Below are 24,784 nucleotides of genomic sequence, written 5' to 3'. Positions count from 1 at the left end.
CCTCTTCAAATGAAGAGGCTTTTATAATATTTTATACTACTTTTTAAAATTGATATCCTAAAGATAATTGAAAGTTACCATTTCTCAAAACTGGATTAGAACTTAAAGTACTCGTGCCAAAAGTATATCTACTTTGTAAAAATAATCCAGATTTTAACTCATAACCTAAACCTACGTTAATTCCTAAATCAAAATTTTCTGCATCAGTATCTAAGTCTGACTTATTCTCATAATCATATACATCATTTACCAAAAATGAAAACTGAGGACCTGCCTCTATGCTAAAGCCTTCAATCAAGTAGTATTTAGCAGAGATAGGAAGAGATAAATAGTCTAATTTTATTGTAGAATAATCTTGAATTGTAGCTCCATTTGTAGAATATAACACCTCCGGTTGAACAGAGAACTTGTTGTTAATTTTAACGTCTATAACTACACCTAAATGAAACCCTATTCTAGAATCTGGATTTGAAATAACCTCTTGAGTTGGGTCAAAAAACTCTCCTGCTTTATTTCCTTTTAACGAGGAAATGTTTAAACCTCCTTTAACTCCAATTTTAACTTTTTGAGCATTTGCATTTGATAATAATGCTACACTAAACAATACTGTAAGTAATACTTTTTTCATAATAATAGTTTTTAGTTTTTATACTGTGGCGAATAAAAACAACCATTATGCCAAAAGTTATTTTTTTGTTAAAAAAATCAACATAAAAAAACAACTCACTGTATATCAGATAAATATTTCATAAAAAAACTACAATTATAACTATATCTTTTTTATTTATTATATTTTTTAATACTACTATCCTTTTACAGAAACAGATACAAGTGTATCTCCCCATCCTAAATACATCGTTGCATTGTTATCTTCACCATCAAAAGCAATTGAAAAAGCTTCAATAGGCTTTTCTGATTTAGATACTTTTCCAGTTACACGAACTACATCTTCAGAGTCTTTATAAAAATAAGAACCCCATACATTTTTAGCTGTACTTAAAATTACAGTCCATTCATTATCTCCAGGAATTGTGAATAATGTATAGGTTCCAGCTTTTACATCTTTACCTCCGAATTTTGCATCTTTATAAAATGTAATTTCAGCTGCTTCATTTGCTCCTGTTCTCCAAACTTTTCCAGCAGGTGCTAATTTAGCTACACTACGTCCTTTTAATTGCGGACGGCTATAGATTACTTTTACTAATTTATCTGAAACTCTATAACTACTAGGAAATGCAGCTGCATCCATAGGACTTTTATCTAATGGCTGAAATTTTTGTGCAACGATTTCATTCGAAAATAATACTGCTACCATTAAAATTGCTAACGCGAATATTCTTTTTTTCATTTTTATATTTCTTTTAAGTGAGTAATTAAACTTCTTCGTCTTTTAAATTACAAATCCTTACGCTAAACTTTATTAAAGTTATGTGAAAATCATTAAAAGCACTGTAATCCTATAGTAATTACTAATGTAGTTTCTCAAGCTATAACCTATTTAATTATCAGCAATTTACTTCAAGAAAATTAAAAAATTATTATTTTAATTTATTCTAAATAAATTATTATATTTGCCGCAGATTTTAGAAAAATGATTGTCTTTTACACTGAAAATAAAAAGATTACTCCTATTGTTCCTATACAAAAAGAAACTGTGTGTTCTTCTGTTTGTTCGTCAAATTGTATAAAACCAAAAAGTAAGTGCTGCAATAAATACCAAAAAAAAGGCATCAACTGTAAGCGATGCCCTTTAACTTTTGATATTAAAATAGCTTCTTAAGCTATTTTTAATAAGAAATAACTCTTTTTTCCGCGCTGTAACAATACATATTTATCAGCAATTAAATCTTTTGTAGTAATTACAAAATCTTCTTTTACCTTTTCTTTATTTACTGAAATTGCATTTTCTTTTAATGCTCTTCGTGCATCTCCATTAGACTTCAGAAAACCTGTTTTACCAGCTAAAGCATCAATCATAGTCAATCCTTCTGAAACATCAGACTGAGAAACCTCTGCTTGAGGAACTCCGTCAAACACATCTAAAAATGTTTGTTCATCTAAAGATTTTAAATCATCTGAAGTAGATTTTCCAAATAAAATATTAGAAGCTGCAATTGCTTTATCCAATTCTTCTTTTGAATGCACAAAAGTAATTACCTCTTCCGCTAACTTCTTCTGTAAAGCTCTTTGATGAGGAGCTTCTTTGTGTTCTACAATTAAAGCATCAATAGTTTCTTTATCTAAGAAAGTAAAAATCTTAATATATTTTTCAGCATCTTCATCAGAAGTATTTAACCAGAATTGGTAAAACTTATATACTGATGTTTTATCAGCATCTAACCAAACATTTCCACCTTCAGATTTTCCAAACTTAGAACCATCTGCTTTTGTGATTAACGGACAGGTAGCAGCATAAGCTTTCGCTTCTTTACCTACATTCATTCTACGCACTAACTCTGTACCTGTGGTAATATTTCCCCACTGATCAGAACCTCCCATTTGTAGTAAACAGTTGTGTGTTTTGTGTAGATGATAAAAATCGTACCCTTGAATTAATTGGTAAGTAAATTCAGTAAAACTCATACCTCCCCCTGATTCACCAGAAATACGTTTCTTAACAGAATCTTTTGCCATCATGTAATTAACCGTAATTCTCTTACCAACATCACGCGCAAATTCTATAAATGAAAAATCTTTCATCCAGTCGTAGTTATTTACTAAAATTGGAGAATTATCAGCTCCATTATCAAAGTTTAAAAAACGAGCTAATGTTCTTTTTATTCCAGCAACATTATGAGCTAATGCTTCTTCATTTAACAAATTACGCTCATCAGACTTTCCTGATGGATCACCAATCATTCCTGTAGCTCCACCAACTAATGCAATAGGTTTATGACCTGCTTTTTCAATATGAACCAATAAAATTATAGGAACCAAACTACCAATATGTAAAGAATCTGATGTAGGATCAAAACCAATATACGCCGGAGTCATTTCTTTTTGTAATTGCTCTTCTGTTCCCGGCATAATATCGTGTATCATACCTCTCCATTGTAATTCTTCTACTAAATTCTTAGTCATTTTCTTTGATTTTAAAGAGGCAAAGATAACTTTATCAATGAAAAAAAACTAAATTCGCTTTATGATTTTAGTTACCGGTGGAACAGGTTTAGTAGGCTCTCATTTATTATATCATTTAACTTTAAAAAATGATAAAATTCGAGCAATTTATAGAACTGAACAAAAACGTGAGCACGTAAAAAAAATATTCTCTTATTACACCGATGATGTTCTCCATTACTTCTCAAAAATTGAATGGATACAAGCCGATATTACTGATACCCCTTCTTTAGAACCTGTTTTTGATGCTATTTCAGAAGTCTATCATTGTGCCGCATTAGTTTCTTTCAATCCTAAAGATTATCGAAAAATGCGACAAGTGAATATTGATGGCACTGCAAATATTGTGAATTTTTCTATTGAAGCTAAAGTTAAGAAACTCTGTTTTGTAAGTTCTATAGCTGCTGTTGGTGACTCTATTAACGGGAAAGTAATTACTGAAGAAAATGAATGGAATGATAATGATGAAAATCATGGATATGCGATTACCAAATATGGTGCTGAAATGGAGGTTTGGAGAGGAAGTCAAGAAGGATTAGATGTCGTAATTGTAAATCCCGGAGTAATTCTTGGAAGTGGGTTTTGGCAGGAAGGATCTGGTAAACTTTTTACTCAAATTAATAATGGATTTAAGTTTTATACTGAAGGGGTTACTGGCTTTGTAAGTGTACAAGATGTTGTAAAGCCGATGATGCTGTTAATGAAGTCTGACATTAAAAACGAACGATTCATTTTAGTTTCTGAAAACAAATCATTCAAAGAAATTTTATTTGCTATTGCTGATAGATTAGGTAAAAAGAGACCTTCTATAAAAACAGGGAAACTACTAACTTCTATTGTTTGGAGGATCGATTGGTTTTTAACAAAAACTACTAGAAAAGAGCCACTATTAACTAAGAATTCTGCAAGGTCCTCACATAATAAATCGTATTATTCTTCTGAAAAAATCACTCAAGAATTAAACTTTAATTTTACGTCAATAAACGACAGTATTGAACAAATATCTAGAGAATATAAAAGCTAATTTACTTTCGTTCTTTTAACTCAATTTTTTTCTTCTACTGTAATTTTGTGTTTTTCCTTTCTAATTTTTCTATAATAATTTCATCATCTAATAATAGCTTTTTCTTTGAGTTAATTGAATCTTTTACCTCTTTTCTTTCTTCATATATCTCTTGAATAGAATCAATATTAGATTTAACTTTATTAAGCACCTCAGTATAATCTTCTATTTTTGAGGTGTAGTATGCGTTACTCACATCAAATCGTGCGCTATCAATTTTATACTTTTTATACACATACATTACATAATTTTTCTCTTTTCTTAGAAACTTATTCTTAATGTTTTTAGCAGAAGATGCAATATACATTTCTGTTAAAAAAGAAACCATTGTGTCTTTCGGAATTAAGTTTTCAGGCTTTTTGTACATAGTATTACTTGTACAAGAAACTAAAAAAATTAATACTGCTATTATGTATATGTGTTTTCTCATTTAACTATTAAAAAGTAGTCTTTCTCCTTTAACGCTCTCATTAAATTTTCCTTTATTATACATCAAGTTACCATTAACAAAAGTATGCGTAATTTTATTAGAAAATTCAACTCCTTCAAACGGAGACCATCCGCATTTGTATAACACATTTCCTTTATTTACCTCCCAAGAATCATTTGGATCTACCAAAACTAAATCTGCAAAATAACCTTCTTTTATAAACCCACGTTTTTCTACTCTAAATAACTTTGCAGGGTTATGACACATTTTCTCTACTGCTTTCTCAATCGGTAAAACTCCACCTTTTACCTTCTCTAAAACAGCAATAACTGCATGTTGTACTAAAGGGCCTCCACTTGGCGCTTTCGTATAAACATTTGATTTTTCTTCTAAAGTATGAGGTGCATGGTCGGTAGCAATTACGTCAATTCGATCATCTAATAAAGCTTTCCATAAACCATCTTTATCTTTTTGTGATTTCACTGCTGGATTCCATTTAATATGAGTTCCTTTTTTATCATAATCTGCATCAGTAAACCACAAATGATGTACACAAACTTCAGCTGTTATTTTCTTTTCTTCTAACGGAATATCATTTCTAAACAAATGCGTCTCTTTTTCTGTTGATAAATGAAAAACATGTAATCTAGCTCCAGTTTTCTTAGCTAACTCTATGGCTTTTGATGATGATAAATAACAAGCTTCTTCACTCCTAATGATTGGATGATATTTTACTGGAATATCATCTCCGAATTTAGCTTTATATTCTTCAGTATTCTTTCTAATGGTTGCTTCATCTTCGCAATGCACTGAAATCAGCATATCTGTTGATGAAAATATTTTTTCTAAAGTCTCCTCATTATCAACCAACATATTTCCTGTTGATGAACCTAAAAACAATTTTATTCCTGCTACGTTTTTTGGATTCGTTTTCAACAACTCTTCTAAGTTGTCGTTTGTTCCTCCAAACATAAATGAATAATTTGCATAAGAAGTCTTACTAGCAACCTCAAATTTATCTTCTAATAATTCTTGAGTAGTTGCTTGCGGAACAGTATTAGGCATTTCGATAAAAGAAGTTATTCCACCTGCTATAGCAGCTTTACTTTCTGTGGCAATATTGGCTTTATGAGTTAAGCCTGGTTCACGGAAATGCACTTGATCATCAATCATCCCAGGAATTAAGTATTTTCCTTCAGCGTTAATCACCTCAACATTATCAGTTACTGTAATCTCTTCAGAAATCTGTTTAATATACTTTCCTTCAATTAAAACATCGCCTTTAAAAACGTTGTTTTCGTTAACAATTGTAGCTCCTTTTATTAGTGTGTTGTTGTTCATTGTTATTTTGGTAAACCGTTTAATCGCATTTTAATTACTCCAAATATAGCCTCTTTTATGATTCCTGAACTTAATTTAGACTCTCCAAGAACTCTATCAGTAAAAATAACTGAAACTTCTTTTACATTAAATTTGTGTTTCCATGCTTTATATTTCATTTCAATCTGAAATGCATATCCCACAAATTTTACTTTATCTAATTGAATTGTTTCTAGAACTTTTCTCTTATAGCAAACAAAACCAGCTGTGGTATCGTGAATTGGCATTCTAGTGATGAATCGAACATATTTCGATGCAAAATACGACAACAACACTCTACTCATTGGCCAATTTACTACATTAACTCCCACAGAATATCGAGAACCTATAGCTACATCTGCTCCTTCTTTATCACAAGAAGTGTATAACTTAATTAAGTCGTTTGGGTTGTGAGAAAAATCAGCATCCATTTCTATGATATAATCGTACTTTTTGTCAATTGCCCATTTAAACCCGTGAATATAAGCTGTACCTAAACCATTTTTCCCAACTCTCTTCTCAATAAAAAGTTGATCTGGAAATTCGTTTTGCAATTTTTCTACAATCGTAGCAGTACCATCAGGAGAATTATCATCTACAACTAAAACATCAAATTCTTTATCTTGATTAAAAGTTGCTCGGATAATCGCTTCGATGTTTTCTTTTTCGTTATAAGTAGGAATTATAACTAAAGCGTCTGATTTCATTTAATTTTCATATAAAACAAAGCAAAGATACACTAAATTATCACTAATTTTGTGTTAATTAAAGCATAAACAAATTAGAATTGCAAGCAGTTGAGCGTATAATAAATTATGATAATTGGATTACACTTGTAGTTCTATTTTCTGTTATTTTACTAGCTATAATGAAGCTTATAAAGCCCAACAAATTACTTGGACATACTTTAGCTTTTTTTACTCCGGGTTATTTTCAAAAAAAAGCAGACGATAATGTTTCTTTTTATAGTCCTTTTAATCTGACATTGTTTTTATTCACTTCTATTACCATTTCATTATTTTTCTTTCTAACCTTCTTACCTAAATACTACGAAAAGAGTTTTTTTAATTACATCGTTATACTCTCTTCAATTATAATTTATTTGTTTGGAAGACAAGTATTAGATCGTACTTTTTCTAACATATTAGGACTATCAATTATCACAAACTACTTTGTTATATCAAAGTCTGGTTACCTTAGTTCGTTGAGTTTACTATTATTTCCTTTCATTATTTTATACCAATACGCAATTAATAACACCTCTTTTCTAATTAGTGTTTTTGCTATCTTATTTGTTTTCAGAGCCTTTTTAATTCTGTATAATAACAAAAAACTAGTATTAAGGAAGTTATTTTATTTTATTTTGTATTTTTGCACCCTTGAAATAGCACCGCTATTAATTCTTTACAAAACAACAACTACGCAATAAAGAGAAAGTTTATGAAAGTGAAAACTATTTTAGTATCTCAACCCGCTCCTAAAACAGAGACATCACCTTATTTTGATTTAGCCGAAAAACAAAAAGTAAAAATTGATTTTCGTTCTTTTATTCATGTTGAAGGGATTCCTGTAAAAGAAGTAAGGACTCAAAAAATAGATTTAAACAATTACACAGCAATTATTTTAACAAGTAGAAATGCTGTAGACCATTTCTTTAGAATCGCTGAAGAAATGCGTTTTACGGTTCCTGATGACATGAAGTATTTCTGTCAATCTGAAGCTGTTGCATTTTACTTACAAAAATATGTAGTGTATAGAAAACGTAAAATTTATGTTGGCAACAGAACGTTTCCTGAGTTAACAAAGTTAATTAAGAAGCATAAAGACGAGAAGTTCTTATTACCATCTTCTGATAAATTAAAACCTTTAATTCCTAATGAATTAGACAAGTTAGGAGTAGATTGGAAAAGAGCTGATTTATACAGAACAGTTGTAAGTGATTTATCTGATTTAGAAAATGTTTTCTACGATGTATTAGTATTCTTTAGTCCTTCAGGAATTGATAGTTTATTTAAAAATTTCCCGAACTTTAAACAAAATGATACTCGTTTAGCTGTTTTCGGAAACTCAACCATAAAAGCTGTTGAAGATAGAGGTTTGCGTGTAGATATTGCTGCACCAACACCAGAAACACCATCAATGACAATGGCTTTAGAAAAATATATTAAAGATGTAAGTAATAAAAAATAATTACTTTTTTATAAATTAAAACCGCTAATTAAATTAGCGGTTTTTTTATTTTATAATGTTACTCAAGTAACATTTCACAATACATTATTTAATTATTTTTACGTAAAAGATTAACGCTTACAAAATGAATAAATATTTAGACATTATAAAAAGCTCTTATTCCAATTATTGGAACTACATTAAACAATCTGTTTTAATGGAGTTAAATTGGGAGAATTATTTTTATGGCTTAATTATTATTTCTCTGATTGTTTGGGTATTAGAAATAATTTTTCCTTGGCGTAAAAATCAATCTATTTTTAGGAAAGATTTTTGGTTGGACACTTTTTATATGTTCTTCAATTTTTTCCTTTTAAACCTCATCGTTTTAATCGCACTTTCCAATACAGCTGCAGAAGTCTTTAACGATATTCTAGGAATAGTCGGTTTGTCAATTACCAACTTTAAAGTATTCGACATCAATACTTTTCCCTATTGGGCTAGACTACTTGTCTTTTTTATCATTATTGATTTTGTACAATGGTTTACGCATACCTTATTGCATAAATATGAATTCTTGTGGAACTTTCACAAAGTGCATCATTCCGTAAAGCAAATGGGGTTTGCTGCACATCTACGTTATCATTGGATGGAACCTGTGGTGTATAATTCTATGAAATATATTCCGTTAGCTATTATGGGCGGATTTACAGCACAAGATGTGGCTATTGTTCATTTTTTCAATATTACCATTGGTCACTTAAACCACGCAAATATTAATTGGGACTATGGCTGGTTAAAGTATATTTTAAACAATCCGAGAATGCATATTTGGCATCATGCAAAAGAACTTCCAAAAGAAAGGCAGCATGGTGTAAACTTTGGAATTACCTTAAGTATTTGGGACTACATATTTAAAACCATTTACATACCTCATAACGGGCGCGATATTGAAATTGGTTTTGAAGGAGACGAACATTTCCCAAAAGGTTTTATTGGTCAAGAAATGTATCCGCTTAACAAAAAATAGCTTTAGAAAAGCACTCACGTAGAATATCATTCCTATAAAGATAGGGACGATAAATTTTAAAATAGTTTTAACTTTCCTATTTGTATCTTTATCCGATAAATAACAAAATCAGATGAAGTATATAAAAATTCTATTCCTTTTTATTGTTGTCCAAGTTTCAGCACAGCAAGGCGGAATGTGGATTCCTTCTCTTTTAGAAGGAATGAACGAACAAGAAATGAAATCTTTAGGAAGTAAACTAACTGCTAAGGATATTTACGATGTAAATAATTCAAGCTTAAAAGATGCTATCGGGCATTTTAATGGTGGATGTACCAGTGAAGTAATCTCTCCTAAAGGACTAATCTTAACCAACCACCACTGTGGTTTTGGACAAATTCAATCACATTCTTCTTTAGAAAACGATTATTTAAAAGATGGTTTCTGGGCGATGAATCAAAATGAAGAATTACCAAACGAAGGATTATATGTAGAATTTATTGTTCGTATTGACGATGTTACCAAACATGCGTTAACAGGAGTTACTGAGGCAATGACAGAACGTGAAAAACAATCTTCGATTGACAAAAACATCAACGCCTTAAAAAAGACTGTAAAAAAAGAAGATTGGCAAGATGTAAAAGTACGTCCGTTTTATAAAGGAAATCAATATTTCTTATTTGTTACTGAAAAATTCGAAGATGTACGTTTAGTTGGAGCTCCTCCAAGTAGTATTGGTAAATTTGGTAGTGATACCGATAACTGGGTATTTCCACGTCATACAGGGGATTTTTCTTTATTCAGAATTTATGCTGATAAAAACAATCGTCCAGCTAAGTACAGTAAAGACAACGTACCTTACAAACCAAAGCATTTCTTACCTGTTTCTTTAGACGGTGTAGAAGAAGGAGATTTTACAATGGTTTTTGGTTTCCCTGGTCGTACAAACGAATATTTACCTGCAGCCGCTATACAACATATTACTCAAGAGTTTAATCCAAGTAATATCGCCATTAGAGAAGCTGCTTTAAAGGAAATAGACGCACAAATGAAATCTAGTGATGCGATTAGAATTAAATATGCTTCTAAACAAGCACGTATTGCGAATGCATGGAAAAAATGGATTGGTGAAAACTTAGGAATTAAAAAAAGTAATGCTATTGCTCAACGTAAAGCTTTTGAAAAGACTTTTAAGAAGGCTCTAAAAGAAAAAGGATTAGAAGACAAGTACGGTAATATCTTACCTGAATTTGAAAAGCTGTATAAAGACTTTGCTGCCATTAATATTAAAAGAAGAAACTTTATCGAAGCTTTCTTAGTTACCAATGAGTTAATGCAAATGGCTTTTAGAGCATATCAATTAGAGCAAGTAGCTTTAAACAAACCAGAAAATTTTGAAAAAGCTAAAACCTCATACATCGCTCGTTTGAAAAGAATACATAAAAACTACGATGCTGCTGTAGATAAAGGTGTTTTTAAAAATGTGATGCCTTTATATACCAATAAAGTAGATGCTACTATTTATGATAAAACTAGCTTTACTGATTTAGACAAAGCCTTAAAATTAGTACATGGTGATGCAAAACAAGTAGTTGAAAACTTAAATAAAGATGCCGCTTACCAATATGCTAAACCAATGGTCGAGGAATTTTACACAAAAATAAACCCTGAATTCCAACAAAAAAACCAGCCAATAATAGCTTTACAAAAGAAATATATGAAAGCTTTAATGGAAGCTTTACCTAACGCACGTTATTTCCCAGATGCTAATAGTACCTTACGTGTTACTTACGGAAAAGTACAAGGCTATTCTCCAAGAGATGCAGTGTACTACAACCCTGTAAGTTATTTAGACGGAGTTATTGAAAAATACGTGCCTGGTGACTATGAATTCGACGTACCTAAAAAACTACGTGACTTATATGACGCAAAAGATTACGGACAATATGCCGATAAAAACGGAAAAGTCCCTGTATGTTTCTTAGGAACGAACCATACAACTGGTGGAAATTCTGGAAGTCCTGCAATTGATGCAGAAGGAAATTTAGTTGGATTAAACTTCGATCGTGTTTGGGAAGGAACAATGAGTGATATTAACTACGATCCAGAAATTTGTAGAAATATTATGGTAGACCTTCGTTATGTTTTATTTATTGTAGATAAATATGCTGGAGCAAAGCATTTAATTGATGAAATGAAATTGGTACATCCAAAGAAATAATAATAAAAAAGGCGAGGAAAATTCCTCGCCTTTTTTACTAGAAGTATTGCCCTATTCCAAATACGAAACCTCTAGAAGCATTTTTGGTTAAACCATAACCATAATCGATTCTAAAAACAGCATTGAATATTTTTTTGCTAATAAATCGCAAGCCAACCCCAGAATATACTCTTGCGTTTTTACCGTCTATGAAATCGCTAAAACTTCCTCCTGGGTTTCTCCAAGTTCCAGCATCAACAAAAGCATTTCCTTGAATAACTAACCAGTTTTTTTCATACAAAGTATGTCGGTATTCGGTATTCCAAACAACACTTCCTGTTCCTCTGTCAACTAATATTCCTACTCCTCTTAAATTTACATTATTATCTAATGCAAATGGTGCAAATGGCGTATTATCATTAGAAGCCAAACCTATTCGTAAACGATTCGCCCAATTTCCCTTTTCACCTATTCGTTTATAATAAAAAAAATCGTTCCAAAAGATTAAAAAATCATCTTGATATTCATTTTCAGAAGTTACATACTGCCCATAAAACTGACTTTTAAACCCGTTTATATATTGATAGTAATAATCTAATTTATCGTACGTATAAACCAATTTTAATAAGCGCTTATTTACATTTAGCTTCTGTGGAATAGTAGGTGAAGTCGCTCCACTTAAATAATCGTATTTTTCTTTAAAAAAATTAATTCCGAATTGTAATTGGTGCTTAAAATTTATTTGATATAAAGCTAGAGCCTCGTATGAAATGTTCTGGTACTTATAATTTGCTGTTTGATTATCAAAATACAAAGGTTCTTCGCTCACCCAATTTTGATGATGTAATGCAATTCCCCATTTTCTTGAAAATAGTGTTGGAGCTCTAAAATTGATTCCATAAGAATCAAATCCATTATTTTGATAAAATCCTCCAAAAGCAATATTTCTTCCTAAAAAATTATAATCATTTAAACCTATTTTGTAAGCAAACTTCCTATTGGTTGTTGTCCAAAAATTTACTTCTGGTATAATTGTAAAGTTCTCTTCTACATTAATAAATACATTGTATTTGTTTTCATAAGAACGAAAAAATTGAAAATAGGCATGAGATATGGCCGGTAAACGTTTTAACCGTATAATATCATTTTTTAAAACTAAAGAATCTAAAACGACATTTTCTTTGGTTTCTATTATTTTCTTTATTTCAGAAGTCTTTGTTTTTTTTACACCTCTAATTTTTATAGCAACAACAATATTTTCTTGTGAAAAAGAAAAAATACTATAACTAGTTAATAAGATAAGTAATAGTATCTTTTTCATCTATTTTATCGTTAATGTTTTTTGTATCACCAAATTTACCCAATTATCTTCACTAACTCCCATCATTGTAAAATCGTAATTATTTTCTTTTATTAAATTTGGTGGTGTTTCTCTCGTTATATTTAAAACAACGTTCGATAATTTATAATATTGAAACCATTTATCATAAGTATAAGTTCCTGAAAGTAAATTATTATCAGCATCAGTGATTACTTGAAAATAAATTCTATTTTCTTTGACAATTCCATCATCCCATAAAAACTTTGGGGTTAGACTTTCTGATTCATCTATAGTAACTTTATCCGTCCACTCCGTTGGTTTCGATTGACTTTTTAATCGAATGGGATTCGATTTATGAAACTTTCCTGATGATTTGTAAGTAACAATACACCACACATCCTCTGTACTATTCCTCACAAATCTTCCTAAATAGCCATTAAAAAACATCTTCTTTTTCAAGGTTCTTTTCTTTATAAAAAGAATAATCATCCTTATCAATATCAATGCTTGAAGTTTCAAAATATCTTATATCAGTTGCATTAGGCATTGGGTAATAATATACAAAAGATGTATTTACATCTCCTTTCTTACTTGCAGCACAAGCAATCACTTCATCCAAATTTAAATTTGAATTAACCTTTATATAATCTTGTAACGTTTCTAATTGCTGTTCCTGTTTATCAGTTGCACAAGCTAAAAAGCAAATACATACCACGGCAAAAAGTATTATCCTATTGACCATACAACATTCGTATTAATTCTTCAGTTGGTTTATTCTGAGGAGTAAATCGATTATTATTGTTTCCTCCAACTTTTTCATGATCTACAAACCATTTCCAAATAAAACCACCAGCAAACCAATCTTCATTCCAAAACTGGTTGTATAATGCTTGAGTTGCATTCTTTTGATTTTCTAAATTCACATTTCCTTCTACTCTGTTAGAATCCCAAGGTTGCTTTCCTGTATAATGAACACTTCTATAACCGTATTCTGTAAATAAAATAGGTTTATTTACCTCGTTTTTAATTTTAATAATCTCTTGCTTGTGCTTTTGCCAACCTATTTCAAATTCTTCTTTAGTTGGTGATTTTTTATCACTCAAAGGAAAATATGCATCAATACCAATATAATCTAATTGGTTCCAAAAAGGCACGCGTTTGAATTCATCCCAGTTAGCAGCATAGGTTAATTTTCCTGAATATATTTTTCTTATTTTTTCAATTAAACTTTTCCAATATTCAGGGCGGTTTTCAATAAATTTTTCCAACTCTGTACCGATACATAAAATCGGTGCTTCTATAGTTTCTGCTGTTTTAGAAAAATTTAAAATAAATTCTTCATAAGTATCTTCTAGTATCTTCCAATTCTCTTCAGAAGTCATTTCGATTGTTCCCGTATATTCACCATTCCAAACCCAAATTTGAGGCTTCACCATTACTTTGATTCCTCCTTTTTCAAACTCACTAGCATATTGCTGTAACCCTTCATTGGTTTCCCCAAACCACTGTCCCTTCGCATTAAACCTTACTTCTGGTGATGATATGCTTTTTATAAAACCAAAAGGCATCAACGCAACATAGTTCGCTGATACCTTTTTTACAGGATTAATATGTTTTTCGTTTATTGCCTTTCCAGCAGCAACAAAACTAACACCGTTAATTTTTTTTGTTTGACTTGTACAAGAAAAACACAATAAGAAAACACTAAGGAGTTTAATTAATTTCATAACTCCTAATTTACATCTTTTTAAAATAATGCTCTTAAACCTAAATTAAAGCTTTGTCCTAAACCATTATCTGTTCCTCTTACAAATTTACTATATAACACTTCTAAGTTTAATACTTTTGACAGTTGATACTTCCCTCCTAACCCTAAAGCTGTATAATCTTGTGTGAATTCTCCGAAACGTTGAGAATGCTGTACAAAACCTAAGACCGTAGATTTATCAGATGGAAAATAACTTAAAAACAATCCAGGTGCTAATAAAAATGTATTGTTTGCAAAACTTGTTTCTTCACCAAAGCTATATTCAGTATTTAATTCTGTAAATAATTGCCAATCACCACTATCAAAAGTATAATCGTAGAAAAATCTATTTTGAAAGATCCAAGAAGATTGGTCTAAAAACACGCCATTCTCTGATTCATTTTCTACTAAAGGAATATGAACTGCAGATTGAATAGAAAAATTTGCTACATCCTTTAAAGGCTGGAATTTAATTGCCGGAGCAATAGAGGTAATTCCTTTTCTATCAGTATTTGTATCTTCTAAACTAAAAACCGATAATGCTTGTCTACCTCCAATTGTATTAGAACGAAACTCAATAATGGCTCCAACATTTATTCTGTTATTATCAGAAACTCCTGTAAAAGCTTCAATAGTAGAAGTGAAAAAGTTTTCTCTAGCTTTATCTTGAGAATCTCCATTACTATCAGCAAATTTTGTTTCTGTATATAAATTGTTAAAGAATTTTATATCCCATTGGTCTTTGTTTAAAAGCTTAGAAGGTGTATAAGTTTGAATATTTGATTTTTCTTCTGTTTTTTCTTCTTGAGCAGAAGAATTTAAACCAATAAATAAGGCTATAAAAAAAAGGCCTTTAAAATTATTTTTCATAATGATTAATTTTCGATTAAAACTTACGTCGATAAAAAGCAGAGAGACTTACTTTTCTTTTTTATTTAAAATGATTCTAAATTCATAACACCTCTTAAGTTCTTAACTTTAACAACGACATAACTCGCAAATCAACTTTTATGGAACACGTTGTTATTATTGGTAATGGAATTTCTGGTGTTACAGCTGCAAGGCATATCAGAAAATTATCAGATAAAAAAATCACTATCGTATCGGCCGAAACCGATTTTTTCTTTTCAAGAACTGCTTTAATGTATGTTTACATGGGGCATATGAAATTTGAACACACACAACCATACGAGCCTTGGTTTTGGAAGAAAAACAATATTAATTTAAAAAAGGGATACGTTTCTGAAATCAACACAGATAAAAAGGAGTTGTTTTTTGCTGAAGGAGACACACTTTCTTACGATAAACTAATCATAGCTACGGGTTCAAAACCTAATAAATTTGGTTGGCCAGGACAAGATTTAGACGGCGTTATGGGTATGTATCATAAACAGGATTTAGAAAATCTTGAAAAATATGCTCCAGATAATACAACATGTAAAAGAGCTGTAATTGTGGGTGGTGGATTAATTGGTATTGAATTAGCCGAAATGCTTCATAGTAGAAATATCCCTGTTACTTTTTTAGTTCGTGAAAGTAGTTTTTGGAATGGTGTTTTACCCGCCCAAGAATCAGCAATGATTAATCGTGAGATTATAGAAAATCATATCGATTTACGTTTAGGTGTAAACTTAAAAGAGATTAAATCTGATAATAACGGACAAGTAAAATCAGTTGTAATTGCAGAAACTGGTGAAGAAATAGAATGTAATGTAGTTGGTTTAACTACTGGCGTTTCACCTAACATCGATTTTATAAAAGATGCTGATATTGAAACTGGACGTGGTGTAAAAGTAAATCGCTATTTAGAAACAAATATTAAAGACGTATATGCTATTGGTGATTGTGCCGAACAACATGAAGCTATTGGTCAGCGTCGACCAATAGAAGCGGTTTGGTACACAGGAAGAATGATGGGAGAAACTGTGGCACAAACAATTTGTGGTAATAAAATTGAATACAAACCTGGACATTGGTTTAATTCAGCTAAATTTATTGATATCGAATATCAAACGTACGGTTGGGTTTGGGCACAACCTAAAGAAAATGAAGCTCGTTTTTATTGGGAACACGAAAGTGGTAAAAAATGCATTCATATCAACTACGATAAAAAGACGCACGAATTTATTGGAATAAATAATTTCGGAATTAGAATGCGTCACGAGTTTTTTGATAAAATACTCACAGAAAAAAGGTCGGTAGAATATGTTTTAGAACATTTAGCAGATGCAAACTTCGATCCTGAATTTTACAAACTTCACGAACCAGAAATCGTAGCGAAATTCAACAAAGAAAATAACACTAATATTCAACTTAAAAAGAAAAGCTGGAAACGAATTTTTAGCGCGTAAAATATATGAAAGCAATAAAACACACCGGTTTAGTAATCTTTTTGATTGGGTTATTAATATTTACAGCATCTATTTTTACAGGTAATTTCAGTTTAACTCAAACCGAAGTTGATAATTTCATAGCTGAAAAGGGCTATAAAAGTGAAATTATTAAAACAGAACTTTCTAAAGCTGTTGTAGGGAAAGAATTAAACATTTTTGAGTTTTCTTCTAACGTTAGAAATGCTTTTGATACATCAAACAAACATTATGATGATTTAATTGCTAAATACGATGCAGAAAAAAACTGGGATGCTAAAGGTCAGCAATACCAATATAAAATCTACGGGAAGCCACATACATTAAGCTACAATTTAGCTAAAAAAGCAGGTAGTGGCTTTATCAAAGAAAATGCAGGATTGATGTGGTTTTTAACCTTCGGACTAGGAATCATAGGTGCTTTATTATTTATAATTCCAAATCTTATTTTATTAGGACAACCAGGTATAAAAAATAACGGAATTTATTTAGAATCTCCTACCAATAAAGGTTTGATTGCTTGGTTAGTTTTAATCTTTTTAGTTTCTTTTTATTTGGTATTATATTTTATGCCAGATTACATTGTAAACTGGACTTATATTTTAGATCCAATTAGTAAAGCGTTAAACGGAGGAGAAGCATCGCAATGGTTTGTATACGGATTCTTGTATTGTGTTATCATGCTTGTTATGGGAGTTAGAATGTATATCAAATACAGGCACAATAAGTATCAAATTATAAGAACTACATCGGTTTTATTCTTCCAAATTGTATTTGCATTTTTAATCCCGGAAATCATGACCAGTTTAAACATGCCTGGGTATGATTTTAAAAATGCTTTCCCTTTAGATTACGATTTCTTTTTTGAATGGAATTTAGACAGCTTACGAAATAGTGGAGGAATTGGTTTATTTATTTTAGTATGGGGAATTGTACTTACCTTAATTATAGTTCCGGTAATGGTATATTTCTTTGGAAAAAGATGGTACTGTTCTTGGGTTTGTGGTTGTGGTGGATTAGCCGAAACTTTAGGTGATCCATATCGTCAACATTCAGATAAAAGTTTAAATGCATGGAAATTAGAAAGATGGTTAATCCACTCTGTTCTAGTATTCTCTTTAGTAATGACTTTGGTTACTTTGTATTGTTATTTTACAGGAGCAGAATCGTTTATTGGCATTAAATCTCAATGGATAAAAGACACATACAGTTTCTTAATCGGAGCGTGGTTTGCTGGAGTTATCGGAACTGGATTTTATCCAATTTTTGGAAATAGAGTTTGGTGTCGTTTTGGTTGCCCACTGGCAGCATATTTAGGATTAGTACAACGTTTTAAATCTCGCTTTAGAATTACAACTAACGGAGGTCAATGTATTTCTTGCGGAAACTGCTCTACTTACTGTGAGCAAGGAATAGACGTACGTGCTTATGCTCAAAAAGGAGAAAACATTGTTCGCTCTAGTTGTGTTGGTTGTGGAATTTGTTCTGCTGTTTGTCCTCGTGGAGTATTAAAACTAGAAAATGGTCCTGAAAAAGGGCGTATCAACCCTACAGATATTTTATTAGGAAATGATGTAGATTTGATGAAATTAGTCAATGAAAAATAGGTTATTTATAGTCATTTTTATTATTTCAACTTCTTTGTTTTCACAAAAAGAATATCATAAAGTATTTTTTGAAAATGGAAATTTAAAAGAAGAAGGATGGAAAACCAACAATCAAAAAAATGGTTACTGGAAGTTTTATTATAAAAACGGTCAACTAAAAAAAGAAGGTCGTTTTAAAAAGAATCTTCCCAATAAATATTGGTATTTTTATCGCAAAGATGCTTCTAAAGAAAAAGAAGGACATTTTGTTAACGGTAAACAAAACAAGTGGTGGCTGTTTTATGATAAAAAAGGAAACGTTAATCATAAATGTCAACTAAAAAACAACAAAAAAAACGGATATTGTTTATTGTATAAAAAACAAAAACTAATAAAAGCTGTTCGATTTAAAGACGGGAAAAAAATTAACGAATGGTCGAGTTTTTCCTCTTTTAAAGAAGAGAACAGTCTTAAGGATTTAAAATAACCAATGAGCCAAACTATTAAAGTTATTATTCCTGCTTACAATGAGCAAGATTCAATTGCTAACGTAATTAATGACATCCCCTCTATTGTAGATGAAGTAATTGTTATAAGTAATAATTCAACAGACAACACAGAGGTTAATGCTAAGGATGCTGGAGCTACTGTCTTACAAGAAAACAGAAAAGGTTACGGATATGCTTGTTTAAAAGGAATGGAATATATTTCTAAGCAAGAAAATAAACCAAATATTATTGTTTTTTTAGATGGCGATTACTCTGATTACCCTGAACAACTTACCGAATTAGTAGAACCAATTATAAATGATGATATCGATTTTGTAATAGGTGCTCGTGTAAAACGACTACGTGAGCAAGGTTCAATGACTCCACAACAAATTTTTGGTAATTGGTTAGCTACCTTTTTAATGAAGTTATTTTTTGGAGCTAAGTTTACAGATTTAGGTCCTTTTAGAGCTATAAAGTATGATAAATTACTAGCTTTAAACATGGAAGACAAAACCTACGGATGGACAGTTGAAATGCAATTAAAAGCTTTAAAACAAAAACTATCGTATACAGAAATCTCTATGAAATACAGAAATCGAATAGGTGTTTCAAAGGTTTCTGGAACCGTAAAAGGTAGTATCTTAGCCGGCGTAAAAATTTTAGGTTGGATCTTTAAATACAGTTTTAAATAATGGTGGTAGAATATATTATAATTGCAGTATACACAATATCATTAGTACTTATTTTACTATATGCATTAGCGCAATTAAACCTATTGTTTAATTACTTAAAGGCGCAAAAAAAAGAAGACAACTCACCTAAGTTCGATTTATTAAATCCACAAGAAATTCCATACGTAACCATACAATTACCTGTGTATAATGAGTTATATGTAATGGAGCGTTTGCTGGATAATATTTCAAAAATTGAATACCCCAGAGAAAAATTAGAAATACAAGTTTTAGATGATTCTACTGATGAATCTGTAGTTTCTACTCGTAAACAAATCGAAGAACTTCAAAAAACTGGATTAGATATTCAACATATTCGAAGAGAGAATCGTCAAGGTTTTAAAGCTGGTGCATTAAAAGAAGGTTTAAAAATAGCCAAAGGTGAGTTTATTGCCATTTTTGATGCTGATTTTTTACCTCAAACAGATTGGTTGTTACAAACAATACCATATTTCAAAGATGATGAAATTGGAGTCGTACAAACTCGCTGGGGGCACATCAATAGAAATTATTCTACACTAACTAAAATTCAAGCATTTGCTTTAGATGCTCATTTTACTTTAGAGCAAGTTGGTCGTAACAGCCAAGGACATTTTATCAATTTTAATGGAACTGCTGGTGTATGGCGTAAAGAATGTGTTTATGATGCTGGAAATTGGGAAGGTGATACTTTAACTGAAGACTTAGATTTAAGCTATAGAGCACAATTAAAAAATTGGAAATTTAAATATTTAGAAAATGTTGAAACTCCTGCTGAATTACCTGTAGTAATTAGTGCTGCAAGATCTCAGCAATTTCGTTGGAATAAAGGTGGAGCTGAAAATTTTCAGAAAATGCTTAGTCGTATTGTTACTAGCAATAACATCTCTTTTAAAACCAAGATTCATGGAGTTTTACATTTACTAAACAGCTCTATGTTTACTTGTATCTTTTTGGTAGCAATATTAAGCATTCCAATGTTGTATATAAAAAATGAGTATGCTCATTTAAAAATGTACTTTTTAGTGATGAGCTTTTTCATCATTAGTACATTAATATTCTTTATCTGTTATTGGTTTATGTACAAACGTACCTATGGTGGTGGTTTTGTTAATTTTATTAAATACATAGGTGCTTTTCTCTCTTTTTTCTCAATAGCAATGGGATTTTCTTTACACAATACAATTGCTGTTTTAGAAGGTCATTTTGGTAAAAAAAGTGAATTTGTAAGAACCCCTAAATTCAATATAAAATCATTAAAAGACGGCTGGAAAAACAACAAATATATAAACAATAACATTTCTGCAAACGTTATTATTGAAGGCTTGTTAGCTATCTATTTTGCTTTTGGTATGTATAGTGCTTTTATCGTTGGGAATCAAGGAGGTGACTTTGGTTTATTCCCTTTTCATTTAATGCTATTTGTAGGCTTTGGTTATGTGTTTTTTAAATCGATATTTTCAAAAGCTTAATGAGTTTCATTAGAAAATATAGCAATCCGTTAATCGTATTCTTTAGCTTATTACTATATTTTTATTTTGCTTATTTTCTAGAACGGACCGAGTTTTCAAAACTACTTTTCTTATGGTTTTCTCTCTTTGTTTTAGCTTACTTTTTATGGAAAAAAAATACTGACAATTTTAAGTTATTAGTTGGAGCTGCAATTTTATTTCGATTAGTTTTCCTGTTTGCAACCCCTAATTTATCACAAGATTTTTATCGATTTATTTGGGATGGAAGAATGTTATTTGAAGGATTTAATCCTTATTTATCTTTACCAGAATCTTTTATTGAACAACTTAAAAACCCCGTAAATCAATCGGTAGATTTATATAATGGTATGGGTAAAATGAACGGTAGTCATTATACTAATTATCCTCCTATAAATCAATTCTGTTTTTTTATTGCTGCATTATTTTCAAACAACAGTATTTTAGGTTCTGTAATAGTAATGCGAATTATTATCCTCCTCGCTGATATTGGAATTATATATTTCGGAAAAAAACTTTTAGAAAACTTAAACCTATCGGTTCATAACATCTTTTTATACGCTTTAAACCCGTTTATAATAATTGAAATGACAGGTAATCTACACTTTGAATCTGTAATGCTTTTCTTCTTATTATGGAGCTTATATAAACTTCATCAAGAAAAATGGATTTGGGCAGCAATATTATTAGCTTGCTCAGTATCTGTAAAATTGATTCCTTTATTGTTCTTACCACTGTTTTATCAACTGTTTATTAAAAGTGAACCATCTTTTTTTAAAGGGTTAAAAAAACTAATCAGTTTTTACGTAATTGTTTTCTCAACAATACTTTTGTTATTTCTTCCTTTTTACTCGTCTGAATTGATTGCTAATTATACTAATTCGGTCGGATTGTGGTTTCGTAATTTCGAATTTAATGCTAGCTTTTATTATATCGCTAGAGAAATAGGATACCTGTTTAGAGGTTATAACGAGATTGCTATTATTGGTAAAATAACACCAGTCTTAACCATCTTTTATTTAGCAGGAATTACATTTTTTAGAAAAAATAAGTCTATTAAAGAACTCATCACAGCTATGCTATTTGGGTTATCTTTTTATTACTTTACCACTACTACAATGCATCCATGGTACATAGCTACTATATTAATTTTATCTGTTTTTACTAAATACAGATTCCCTTTAGTTTGGAGTATTGTTATTATTCTAAGCTATCAAGCTTATGCAAATACTCCATGGAAAGAAAATTTATGGTTTGTAGGAATAGAATATGTTTTTGTTTACGGATTTTTAATCTGGGAATTATTCATAAAAAAACCCACTCAAAAATCTGAGTGGGAAAAATTGCTATGAAAAAGAAAAAGAAGTGGTTGAAAAACCACTTCTCAAATATAAATAACATTTTGTTATCTGCAAATAATCTTTAAAAAAAGATTAAATATTTTTTAACCTATTAGAAACGATTAGTTAACACCTAACTACTTTATTATCTTTTAATAAATATTTTTGATTGCTTTCAGCACAAGTTGCTTCTCCGTCCTCATCAAAATTTAAACGATGACCATACTCACTAACCCATCCTATTTGTTTTGATGGATTACCGACAACCAAGGCATAAGGCAGAATTTCTTTGGTTACTACAGCTCCTGCACCAACAAAGGCATATTCACCAATATTGTTACCACATACTATAGTTGCATTTGCACCAATACTTGCTCCTCTTTTAACGATAGTTTTTAAATATTGATCTTGTCTTTTTATTGCACTTCTGGGATTAATCACATTCGTAAAAACCATTGAAGGCCCTAAAAAAACATCATCTTCACAAATTACACCTGTATAAATAGAAACATTATTTTGAACCTTTACATTCTTACCTAATTCTACCTTAGGAGATATAACTACATTTTGACCAATATTACATTCTTCACCAATAACACTGTTTGGCATTATATGGCTAAAATGCCAAATTTTGGTTCCCTTACCAATAATACAATTTTCATCTATTACTGCTGTTGCATGTGCAAAAAACTCTTTTATTGTTTTATTCATAGTAAACAAAAATAAAAAACTCAACCTAAATGGTTGAGTTTTTAAAATTATTCTACTTTAAAAGTAATAGGTAAAGTATATTTAACCTTTACTGCTTTATTATTTTGTTTACCAGGAGTAAACTTTGGTATTTTATTTACAACCTTATTTGTTTCTTTTTCTAATCTTTTATGTGGGGCTCTAATTTTTATATCAGTTACATTTCCATTCTTATCGATTATAAACTGAGTTAAGATTCTGTATTTACCAGAATTTAACCCGACATCTTGCGCTAATTCTGAATCGAAATAACGCTGTACATGCTTTTGAATTTTCTCCTCAAAACAAATTCTATTTTCCTCTTCAGATAATCCTTCACAACCTTTAAAAACAGGTGTGTTCTGTACATTATTAATTGATATTGTAGTGTTATTTTCAACAATTACTGGCTCCTCCTTTTTTATTGGCTTATCAATTATTGGTTTATCATCAATAGGAGTTTTAATAATTGTTTCTGTAACATTATCATCATTCACAATTTTAGGTTTAATAATTGATGATGCAATTACTCTTTTCTTAGGTTGTTCAACTTTCTTTACTGGCTTTTCAACTCTTTTAACAACGATTGGTTTTGTAAAAGTAAAAACACATTCAGTCATATCATCATTGTACGGAACATCTATGGTCGCTAAATCTTTTTCTGTTGCATGCTCTAAAGAAATAAAAACGATGAATAGGGTAAGTACTAAACCTAATTGTGTGAAAATTGATGAAAATTTTTCTAGCTGTTTTCTTGGGTTCTTTTTTTGTGCTTTCATAGTAATTAATTTTTAAGTTAATACTATTTTTAAAAACAAGAAACATGCCAATAAAAAAAGCAATCCATTTTGGATTGCTTTTTTTATTTTTATAACTAAAGATATAAACTACTCTACATTAAAAGTAATAGGTAATGTATATCCTACTCTTACTGCTCTACCTCTTTGTCTACCTGGTTTCATTTTAGGAATTTTTCTTGCTACTCTAATAGCCTCCTTTTTTAACCTTGGGTGTGGTGCTCTAGCGTTTATACTTGTAATTGAACCATCTTTATCAATTTTAAACTGAACATAGATTCTTTTTTTACCAGGTGCTAAACCTAACTCATTAGCTAATTCTGAATCGAAATAACGTTGAACGTGTTTGGTTAATTTTTTATTTAAACACTCTTTTTTCTGAGCTTTTGTTCCAGTACATCCTGGAAAAACAGGAACTTCCTCAATAATAGCAAAAGGTACATCTTCTACTACTTCTTCCTCTTCTTCAACCTCAACGATCTCTTCAACTTCTACCGCTTCAGATTCATCAGTTTCTGTAGACTCAATAATAGTCTCTTCTACTTCTTTTTCATCTTCTACAACTTCAATTTTTTCTGGAGCTGGTGGTGGTGGTGTATTTGGTTTTGGTTTTGGTGGCTCTATTTGAAGCTCTATAGTCTCCTCATCAATATCAGAAGCCATATTAGCAGTTCCTAATTCACCATACTCTTTATCATATGTTTTATTTTCAATTGCAACATATGTTATAAATAAAGCTAAAACCAAACCTAACTGCATAAACAGTTTACTATAATTCTCTAAGTTTGATTTTGGATTTTTCTTAATTTCCATCCTAAATGTTTTTTAATAGTTCGCTAATTTAATTAATTTAT

Annotated in this window: 25 protein-coding genes; 11 read left to right on the top strand and 14 right to left on the bottom strand. The window is 30.5% G+C overall.

Going from position 1 to position 24,784, the window contains the following annotated elements; genetic code table 11:
* Positions 1–43: 43 nt before the first annotated feature.
* The 3 genes from H3Z83_RS10335 to tyrS all read right to left on the bottom strand — a co-directional run bounded on the left by H3Z83_RS10335 (position 44) and on the right by tyrS (position 3,081).
* A complete protein-coding gene (locus tag H3Z83_RS10335; protein WP_182125412.1) occupies positions 44–628 on the bottom strand; it encodes a porin family protein in 585 nt (194 codons plus the stop codon).
* 177 nt (positions 629–805) lie between these two features.
* Positions 806–1,348 carry a DUF2911 domain-containing protein gene (locus H3Z83_RS10330; RefSeq protein WP_182125411.1) on the bottom strand — a complete coding sequence of 181 codons (543 nt, stop codon included), beginning with the start codon at positions 1,346–1,348 and terminating at the stop codon, positions 806–808.
* A 428-nt stretch (positions 1,349–1,776) separates the two neighbouring features.
* The gene (gene tyrS / locus H3Z83_RS10325) at positions 1,777–3,081 is read right to left on the bottom strand and encodes a tyrosine--tRNA ligase (RefSeq protein ID WP_182125410.1); all 1,305 of its coding nucleotides are present in this window, start codon (positions 3,079–3,081) and stop codon (positions 1,777–1,779) included.
* Positions 3,082–3,142: 61 nt separating this feature from the next.
* Here tyrS and H3Z83_RS10320 point away from each other — a divergent pair, with 61 nt between their 5' ends.
* Positions 3,143–4,144 (top strand): SDR family oxidoreductase, encoded by a 1,002-nt coding sequence (locus H3Z83_RS10320; RefSeq protein WP_182125409.1) that lies wholly within the window; start codon positions 3,143–3,145, stop codon positions 4,142–4,144.
* 34 nt (positions 4,145–4,178) lie between these two features.
* Here the strand turns inward: H3Z83_RS10320 and H3Z83_RS10315 are convergent, their stop codons facing one another.
* From H3Z83_RS10315 to H3Z83_RS10305, 3 genes are read right to left on the bottom strand one after another with little or no spacing between them, the layout of a single operon-like run.
* Positions 4,179–4,613, bottom strand: a complete 435-nt coding sequence (locus H3Z83_RS10315; RefSeq protein ID WP_182125408.1) for a DUF4296 domain-containing protein — start codon at positions 4,611–4,613, stop codon at positions 4,179–4,181.
* On the bottom strand, positions 4,614–5,954 hold the full coding sequence (locus tag H3Z83_RS10310) for a dihydroorotase (protein ID WP_182125407.1): 1,341 nt from the start codon (positions 5,952–5,954) through the stop codon (positions 4,614–4,616).
* A 2-nt stretch (positions 5,955–5,956) separates the two neighbouring features.
* Positions 5,957–6,679 carry a polyprenol monophosphomannose synthase gene (locus H3Z83_RS10305; RefSeq protein WP_182125406.1) on the bottom strand — a complete coding sequence of 241 codons (723 nt, stop codon included), beginning with the start codon at positions 6,677–6,679 and terminating at the stop codon, positions 5,957–5,959.
* 80 nt (positions 6,680–6,759) lie between these two features.
* On the opposite strand from H3Z83_RS10305, the gene H3Z83_RS13025 reads away from it, so the two are divergent.
* The 4 genes from H3Z83_RS13025 (at position 6,760) to H3Z83_RS10285 (ending at position 11,371) form a co-directional block, all read left to right on the top strand.
* On the top strand, positions 6,760–7,401 hold the full coding sequence (locus tag H3Z83_RS13025; protein WP_182125405.1) for a DUF4271 domain-containing protein: 642 nt from the start codon (positions 6,760–6,762) through the stop codon (positions 7,399–7,401).
* 11 nt (positions 7,402–7,412) lie between these two features.
* Positions 7,413–8,162, top strand: coding sequence for a uroporphyrinogen-III synthase (locus H3Z83_RS10295; RefSeq protein WP_182125404.1), 750 nt, complete (start codon positions 7,413–7,415; stop codon positions 8,160–8,162).
* Positions 8,163–8,286: 124 nt separating this feature from the next.
* Entirely contained in the window at positions 8,287–9,171 is an 885-nt protein-coding gene (locus H3Z83_RS10290; RefSeq protein WP_182125403.1) for a sterol desaturase family protein, read from the top strand.
* Positions 9,172–9,283: 112 nt separating this feature from the next.
* Positions 9,284–11,371: a S46 family peptidase gene (locus H3Z83_RS10285; RefSeq protein WP_182125402.1), complete on the top strand. Its 2,088-nt coding sequence runs from the start codon at positions 9,284–9,286 to the stop codon at positions 11,369–11,371.
* A gap of 37 nt (positions 11,372–11,408) precedes the next feature.
* Here the strand turns inward: H3Z83_RS10285 and H3Z83_RS10280 are convergent, their stop codons facing one another.
* From H3Z83_RS10280 to H3Z83_RS10260, 5 genes are read right to left on the bottom strand one after another with little or no spacing between them, the layout of a single operon-like run.
* Entirely contained in the window at positions 11,409–12,671 is a 1,263-nt protein-coding gene (locus H3Z83_RS10280) for a BamA/TamA family outer membrane protein (protein WP_182125401.1), read from the bottom strand.
* Positions 12,672–13,130, bottom strand: a complete 459-nt coding sequence (locus H3Z83_RS10275; RefSeq protein WP_182125400.1) for a hypothetical protein — start codon at positions 13,128–13,130, stop codon at positions 12,672–12,674. It abuts the gene before it with no gap.
* Positions 13,108–13,413: a hypothetical protein gene (locus tag H3Z83_RS10270; RefSeq protein ID WP_182125399.1), complete on the bottom strand. Its 306-nt coding sequence runs from the start codon at positions 13,411–13,413 to the stop codon at positions 13,108–13,110. The genes H3Z83_RS10275 and H3Z83_RS10270 overlap by 23 nt, the downstream gene beginning before the upstream one ends.
* Entirely contained in the window at positions 13,403–14,398 is a 996-nt protein-coding gene (locus tag H3Z83_RS10265; protein ID WP_182125398.1) for a glycoside hydrolase family 113, read from the bottom strand. Before H3Z83_RS10265 ends, H3Z83_RS10270 begins: the two co-directional genes overlap by 11 nt.
* 20 nt (positions 14,399–14,418) lie before the next feature.
* Positions 14,419–15,288, bottom strand: a complete 870-nt coding sequence (locus tag H3Z83_RS10260) for a transporter (RefSeq protein ID WP_182125397.1) — start codon at positions 15,286–15,288, stop codon at positions 14,419–14,421.
* Positions 15,289–15,428: 140 nt separating this feature from the next.
* Here H3Z83_RS10260 and H3Z83_RS10255 point away from each other — a divergent pair, with 140 nt between their 5' ends.
* The 6 genes from H3Z83_RS10255 to H3Z83_RS10230 are packed head-to-tail and all read left to right on the top strand — an operon-like array spanning position 15,429 to position 22,416.
* Entirely contained in the window at positions 15,429–16,769 is a 1,341-nt protein-coding gene (locus H3Z83_RS10255) for an NAD(P)/FAD-dependent oxidoreductase (protein ID WP_182125396.1), read from the top strand.
* A 5-nt stretch (positions 16,770–16,774) separates the two neighbouring features.
* Complete coding sequence (locus tag H3Z83_RS10250; RefSeq protein ID WP_182125395.1) at positions 16,775–18,394, top strand: 4Fe-4S binding protein; 1,620 nt, start codon at positions 16,775–16,777, stop codon at positions 18,392–18,394.
* Positions 18,384–18,860 carry a toxin-antitoxin system YwqK family antitoxin gene (locus H3Z83_RS10245; protein ID WP_182125394.1) on the top strand — a complete coding sequence of 159 codons (477 nt, stop codon included), beginning with the start codon at positions 18,384–18,386 and terminating at the stop codon, positions 18,858–18,860. Before H3Z83_RS10250 ends, H3Z83_RS10245 begins: the two co-directional genes overlap by 11 nt.
* A gap of 3 nt (positions 18,861–18,863) precedes the next feature.
* Positions 18,864–19,556 carry a glycosyltransferase family 2 protein gene (locus tag H3Z83_RS10240; protein WP_182125393.1) on the top strand — a complete coding sequence of 231 codons (693 nt, stop codon included), beginning with the start codon at positions 18,864–18,866 and terminating at the stop codon, positions 19,554–19,556.
* Complete coding sequence (locus tag H3Z83_RS10235; protein WP_182125392.1) at positions 19,556–21,046, top strand: cellulose synthase family protein; 1,491 nt, start codon at positions 19,556–19,558, stop codon at positions 21,044–21,046. Before H3Z83_RS10240 ends, H3Z83_RS10235 begins: the two co-directional genes overlap by 1 nt.
* The gene (locus tag H3Z83_RS10230) at positions 21,046–22,416 is read left to right on the top strand and encodes a mannosyltransferase (RefSeq protein WP_182125391.1); all 1,371 of its coding nucleotides are present in this window, start codon (positions 21,046–21,048) and stop codon (positions 22,414–22,416) included. The genes H3Z83_RS10235 and H3Z83_RS10230 overlap by 1 nt, the downstream gene beginning before the upstream one ends.
* Before the next feature lie 114 nt (positions 22,417–22,530).
* On the opposite strand, the gene H3Z83_RS10225 is transcribed toward H3Z83_RS10230, so the two are convergent.
* The 3 genes from H3Z83_RS10225 to H3Z83_RS10215 form a co-directional block, all read right to left on the bottom strand.
* Entirely contained in the window at positions 22,531–23,115 is a 585-nt protein-coding gene (locus H3Z83_RS10225) for an acyltransferase (RefSeq protein WP_182125390.1), read from the bottom strand.
* A gap of 47 nt (positions 23,116–23,162) precedes the next feature.
* Positions 23,163–23,912 carry an energy transducer TonB gene (locus H3Z83_RS10220; protein WP_182125389.1) on the bottom strand — a complete coding sequence of 250 codons (750 nt, stop codon included), beginning with the start codon at positions 23,910–23,912 and terminating at the stop codon, positions 23,163–23,165.
* A 108-nt stretch (positions 23,913–24,020) separates the two neighbouring features.
* Complete coding sequence (locus tag H3Z83_RS10215; protein ID WP_182125388.1) at positions 24,021–24,743, bottom strand: energy transducer TonB; 723 nt, start codon at positions 24,741–24,743, stop codon at positions 24,021–24,023.
* Positions 24,744–24,784 lie beyond the last annotated feature (41 nt).

This window comes from Tenacibaculum pelagium (assembly GCF_014062345.1).
Classification (GTDB): Bacteria; Bacteroidota; Bacteroidia; order Flavobacteriales; family Flavobacteriaceae; genus Polaribacter; species Polaribacter pelagius.
This window is presented reverse-complemented; position numbering and strand designations above follow the sequence as displayed.

Coding starts and splice junctions, on each gene's coding strand:
- H3Z83_RS10335 (WP_182125412.1), bottom strand. CDS start 628: ATGAAAAAAGTATTACTTACAGTATTGTTTAGTGTAGCATTATTATCA.
- H3Z83_RS10330 (WP_182125411.1), bottom strand. CDS start 1,348: ATGAAAAAAAGAATATTCGCGTTAGCAATTTTAATGGTAGCAGTATTA.
- tyrS (WP_182125410.1), bottom strand. CDS start 3,081: ATGACTAAGAATTTAGTAGAAGAATTACAATGGAGAGGTATGATACAC.
- H3Z83_RS10320 (WP_182125409.1), top strand. CDS start 3,143: ATGATTTTAGTTACCGGTGGAACAGGTTTAGTAGGCTCTCATTTATTA.
- H3Z83_RS10315 (WP_182125408.1), bottom strand. CDS start 4,613: ATGAGAAAACACATATACATAATAGCAGTATTAATTTTTTTAGTTTCT.
- H3Z83_RS10310 (WP_182125407.1), bottom strand. CDS start 5,954: ATGAACAACAACACACTAATAAAAGGAGCTACAATTGTTAACGAAAAC.
- H3Z83_RS10305 (WP_182125406.1), bottom strand. CDS start 6,679: ATGAAATCAGACGCTTTAGTTATAATTCCTACTTATAACGAAAAAGAA.
- H3Z83_RS10295 (WP_182125404.1), top strand. CDS start 7,413: ATGAAAGTGAAAACTATTTTAGTATCTCAACCCGCTCCTAAAACAGAG.
- H3Z83_RS10290 (WP_182125403.1), top strand. CDS start 8,287: ATGAATAAATATTTAGACATTATAAAAAGCTCTTATTCCAATTATTGG.
- H3Z83_RS10285 (WP_182125402.1), top strand. CDS start 9,284: ATGAAGTATATAAAAATTCTATTCCTTTTTATTGTTGTCCAAGTTTCA.
- H3Z83_RS10280 (WP_182125401.1), bottom strand. CDS start 12,671: ATGAAAAAGATACTATTACTTATCTTATTAACTAGTTATAGTATTTTT.
- H3Z83_RS10270 (WP_182125399.1), bottom strand. CDS start 13,413: ATGGTCAATAGGATAATACTTTTTGCCGTGGTATGTATTTGCTTTTTA.
- H3Z83_RS10265 (WP_182125398.1), bottom strand. CDS start 14,398: ATGAAATTAATTAAACTCCTTAGTGTTTTCTTATTGTGTTTTTCTTGT.
- H3Z83_RS10260 (WP_182125397.1), bottom strand. CDS start 15,288: ATGAAAAATAATTTTAAAGGCCTTTTTTTTATAGCCTTATTTATTGGT.
- H3Z83_RS10255 (WP_182125396.1), top strand. CDS start 15,429: ATGGAACACGTTGTTATTATTGGTAATGGAATTTCTGGTGTTACAGCT.
- H3Z83_RS10250 (WP_182125395.1), top strand. CDS start 16,775: ATGAAAGCAATAAAACACACCGGTTTAGTAATCTTTTTGATTGGGTTA.
- H3Z83_RS10245 (WP_182125394.1), top strand. CDS start 18,384: ATGAAAAATAGGTTATTTATAGTCATTTTTATTATTTCAACTTCTTTG.
- H3Z83_RS10240 (WP_182125393.1), top strand. CDS start 18,864: ATGAGCCAAACTATTAAAGTTATTATTCCTGCTTACAATGAGCAAGAT.
- H3Z83_RS10235 (WP_182125392.1), top strand. CDS start 19,556: ATGGTGGTAGAATATATTATAATTGCAGTATACACAATATCATTAGTA.
- H3Z83_RS10230 (WP_182125391.1), top strand. CDS start 21,046: ATGAGTTTCATTAGAAAATATAGCAATCCGTTAATCGTATTCTTTAGC.
- H3Z83_RS10225 (WP_182125390.1), bottom strand. CDS start 23,115: ATGAATAAAACAATAAAAGAGTTTTTTGCACATGCAACAGCAGTAATA.
- H3Z83_RS10220 (WP_182125389.1), bottom strand. CDS start 23,912: ATGAAAGCACAAAAAAAGAACCCAAGAAAACAGCTAGAAAAATTTTCA.
- H3Z83_RS10215 (WP_182125388.1), bottom strand. CDS start 24,743: ATGGAAATTAAGAAAAATCCAAAATCAAACTTAGAGAATTATAGTAAA.